Annotated in this window: 4 protein-coding genes; all 4 read right to left on the bottom strand. The window is 70.0% G+C overall.

The genetic code is table 11. From position 1 onward, the window contains the following. Positions 1-1,202: MFS transporter (locus AOK08_RS07820; protein ID WP_055524717.1), on the bottom strand; the 1,202-nt coding region annotated here is incomplete at its 3' end. Between the two features lie 115 nt (positions 1,203-1,317). Then, a complete protein-coding gene (gene fbaA / locus AOK08_RS07815; RefSeq protein ID WP_277816010.1) occupies positions 1,318-2,367 on the bottom strand; it encodes a class II fructose-bisphosphate aldolase in 1,050 nt (349 codons plus the stop codon). A 186-nt stretch (positions 2,368-2,553) separates the two neighbouring features. Continuing rightward, positions 2,554-3,138: an orotate phosphoribosyltransferase gene (gene pyrE, locus AOK08_RS07810; protein ID WP_055524715.1), complete on the bottom strand. Its 585-nt coding sequence runs from the start codon at positions 3,136-3,138 to the stop codon at positions 2,554-2,556. Positions 3,139-3,162: 24 nt separating this feature from the next. Beyond that, the gene (locus AOK08_RS07805) at positions 3,163-3,951 is read right to left on the bottom strand and encodes an aldose epimerase family protein (protein WP_055524714.1); all 789 of its coding nucleotides are present in this window, start codon (positions 3,949-3,951) and stop codon (positions 3,163-3,165) included. Positions 3,952-4,082 lie beyond the last annotated feature (131 nt).

Raw genomic sequence — 4,082 nt, 5'->3', positions numbered from 1 at the left:
AATGTGTATAAGAGACAGCGCCCCGCCCGCTCGGTCCCCACAGAGGCCAGCACGCTCGCCGTGAGCGGCGCGACCAGCGTCACCATGCCGAGCCCCAGCACCAGCACAGCGGGCAGCACGTCGGCGGCGTACGACGCCCCGGTGCCCACCCGCGTCATCAGCAGCATCCCCGCCGCGCACAGCAGCGGCCCGACCGTCAGCGGCACCCGCGGCCCGATCCGCACCGCCAGCTCACCCGAGCGCGCGGAAAGGAGCAGCATCAGCGCGGTCGTCGGCAGCAGAGCCGTACCGGCGCCCAGGGCCGAGTACCCGGCCACCACCTGGAGCTGAAGCGCGGAGAGGAAGAAGAAACCACCGAAGGCCGCGTAGACACACAAAGTAACCAGATTGATGGCCGTGAACTGGCGCGAGGCGAAGATGTCGAGCGGCATCATCGCGTCGTCGCCGCGCCCCCGCTCGACGTACACGAAGGCCACCCCGGCCACGATCCCCACCACAGCCGACAGCGACACGACAGCCACCGAACCGGACCGGGCCTCGATCAGCGCGTACGTCACCATCGCGAGCGCGAAAGCCCCCAAGCCCGCGCCGAGGACGTCGAAGCGCTCGTGCCGCGTACGGCCGTCACCGGACTCGGGAACATGGCGTACGGCGACGGGCGCGCAGACGAGCGCCAGGGGCACGTTGAGCAGGAACACCCACCGCCACCCGGGCCCGTCCACCAGCCAGCCGCCCAGAAACGGCCCGACCGCCGCGCCGATGCCCCCGAAGCCGGACCACAGCCCGACCGCCCGCCCCCGGTCGTCCGGGTGGAAGGAGGCCTGGATGAGGGCCAGCGAACCGGGAGTGAGCAGCGCGCCGCCGACGCCCTGCAACGCACGCGCGGCGACGAGGACGCCCGCACTCGGGGCGAGACCGCAGAGCAGCGAGGCGACGGCGAACCACACCACCCCGATCACGAAGACCTTGCGACGGCCGTACCGGTCCCCGAGCGAACCGCCCAGCAGGATCAGCCCGGCCAGCGTCAGCATGTACGCGTTGACCGTCCACTGGAGGGCGGCCAGATCGGCGTCGAGATCACGGCCGATGCGCGGCAGCGCGACGTTCACGACGGTCGAGTCCAGCATGGCCATGCTGGAGCCGAGGACGGTGGTCAGCAGGATCCACTTGCCCTGCGGCGAGGCCAGGCGCACGTCCGACATGCCTCAGGTATACAGCGAGCCCGGCGCCGTAGACAGTGGCACGGACGCCGGGCTCACGAAAGCCGTACGGGGAAACGGTACGGGGAAGCGGTACGGGGAAGCCGTACGAGACGGGCTACTTGATCTTCGTACCGGCCGACCGCAGGTCCTGCGTGGCCTTGACGACACGCGCGGCCATGCTGGCCTCGGCGAGCTTGCCCCACGTACGCGGGTCGTAGGTCGACTTGGAGCCGACCTCGCCGTCGACCTTGAGGACGCCGTCGTAGTTGCGGAACATGTGGTCGGCGACCGGACGCGTGAAGGCGTACTGGGTGTCGGTGTCGAGGTTCATCTTCACGACGCCGTTCTCCAGCGCGGTGGCGATCTCCTCCGCCGAGGAGCCGGAGCCGCCGTGGAAGACGAAGTCGAACGGCTGGGAGCCGGCCGGCTTGCCGTACTTGGCGGCGACGCCCTCGTTCAGCTCCTGGAGGAGGTCGGGGCGCAGGACGACGTTGCCCGGCTTGTAGACGCCGTGGACGTTGCCGAAGGAGGCGGCGAGCAGATAACGCCCCTTCTCCCCCAGCCCCAGCGCCTCGACCGTACGGACGGCGTCGTCGACGGTCGTGTAGAGGGAGTCGTTGATCTCGTGGGAAACGCCGTCCTCCTCCCCACCGGTGGGCGTGATCTCGACCTCAAGGATGATCTTCGCGGCGACGGCGCGGGCCAGCAGCTCCTGCGCGATGGCGAGGTTGTCGGCGAGGGTCTCGGCCGACCCGTCCCACATGTGGGACTGGAAGAGCGGGTTGCGCCCGGCCTTGACCCGCTCCTCGGATACGGCGAGCAGCGGTCGCACATACCCGTCGAGCTTGTCCTTGGGGCAGTGGTCCGTGTGCAGGGCGACGGTGACCGGGTACTTCTCGGCGACGATGTGCGCGAACTCGGCCAGCGCGACGGAACCGGTGACCATGTCCTTGCTGTACTGCCCGCCGAGGAACTCCGCACCACCCGTCGAGATCTGGATGATGCCGTCGCTCTCCGCCTCCGCGAAGCCGCGCAGCGCAGCGTGCAGGGTCTGGGTCGAGGTCACGTTGATGGCCGGGTAGGCGAACTTGCCTGCCTTTGCCCGGTCGAGCATCTCGCTGTAGACCTCAGGGGTTGCGATGGGCATGTGTCCGCTCCTCGTGATGTGCGTGCGGGTTGGCGATCTGGCGTGATGATTGCCTGCGTACTGCTACCTACGGCCCTGACCTAGACCTGGCTGCGAAAGCTGGGAAGCGACGTCATCGTCGGCCCCATCTTTCCAGACGTTTCGCCCGGTACCGAGCCCGGTGTTCGACAGGTGGGACGGGACGCCGGGTACCGCGCCCGATACTCAGTCCAGTCCCAGGTCGCTCTTCGAGTAGGCGAAGAGATAGGGCACGCCGGCACCCTGCTCGATCTTCTCGGCGGCGCCCGTGGCCCGGTCGACGATGGTCACCACGCCCACCACCTCGGCGCCGGCCTCGCGCACGGCCGCGACCGCGGTGAGCGGCGAGTCGCCGGTCGTCGACGTGTCCTCGACGACGAGCACGCGCCGTCCGGCGATGCTCGGACCCTCGACCCGCTTCTGCATCCCGTGCGCCTTGGCCGCCTTGCGCACGACGAACGCGTCGAGGCGCTGCCCGCGAGCCGCGGCGGCGTGCATCATCGCGGTCCCGACCGGGTCGGCCCCCATGGTCAGCCCGCCCACGGCGTCGAACTCGATTCCCGCCCCTGCCGCCAGGTCGAGCAGCACCTGCCCGACCAGCGGCGCGGCCTGACCGTCGAGGGTGACGAGGCGGAGGTCGATGTAGTAGTCGGCCTCGATCCCCGACGACAGGGTCACCTTGCCGTGCACGACGGCCTTGTCCTTGATCTGCTGCAACAGATCGCCACGCACGTCTGCGTCCACGTCATTAATGCCAATGCCTGCACTCATGGCTGCCAGCCTAGACGGGGGTCGTCAGAGGGCTCGCCAGCTCCACGTCATCGTGGCTTCGAGCGGCTCGATGGGGGTGACGAGCCGAGGGAGGGTGTTGAGCCCGTTGGGCGGCCCGGTCTGCGGCTCGACGCACACGGCGGCGTCCTGCTCGTCGTACACGACGACCCACTCCTCCGGGCTGGTCACCTTCAGCTCAAGGCTCTCCGGCCAGGTGAGGGTGACATCGACACCGCCGGGCATGCCGAAGCAGTCGTCCCAGGGTCCGGGCTTGGGGTCGATCCGCTTCCCGGTGGGCAGGTGATCATCACCGCGCTCCTCCTGCCACGCGGCGGTGAAGGCCACCTCGACGTCCCGCCCTCCGAGGTTCCGGTTGAACCAGGGGTGCCAGCCGATCTGCGCCGGGAAGGAATCGGCGTACGCCTCCACGGACATGGTGAGCGTGAGGGTGTCCGGGGTCAGCGCGACGGCCTGCGTGACGCGCCCGGCGTAGGGCCACGGCTCCACGAGGTCGTACGTGATCACGGCCTCGTCGGCGGTCTTGCGGGCGACCCGCCAGGCGCCGTCGCGGGCGGTGCCGTGGATGGCGTGCGGCGGGGAGTTGAGGGGGAGTTGGCGTACGGTGCCGCCGTCGAGGAAGCGGCCGTCGCGGGTGCGCCCGCACCAGGGGACCATCGGAAAACACCCGAACCGCTCGCCTTGCCGCAGCAGTTCGACTCCGCCGACCCGAAGCCCTCCGACCCGGCCACCGTTCCCCGGCCGCAGGGCCACCTCCGCGTCACCCGCGGCCAACGTGATCTCGTCGTCACTCACGCCCCGACCCTATCGGCCCCCATGGCCATCCCGAGCGACGCTTCCCACCGACCCACCCGCTCACGGCCCCTTTCCAGCGCGGCCCCTTCAGGGCCGACAGCGGGGGTCCGGGGGCGGCAGCCCCCAGGGAC

It is taken from the genome of Streptomyces graminilatus (genome assembly GCF_001418565.1).
Lineage (GTDB): Bacteria > Actinomycetota > Actinomycetes > Streptomycetales > Streptomycetaceae > Streptomyces > Streptomyces graminilatus.
Note: the sequence above shows the minus strand (reverse complement) of the source record. Positions and strands in the feature narration are given on the sequence as shown.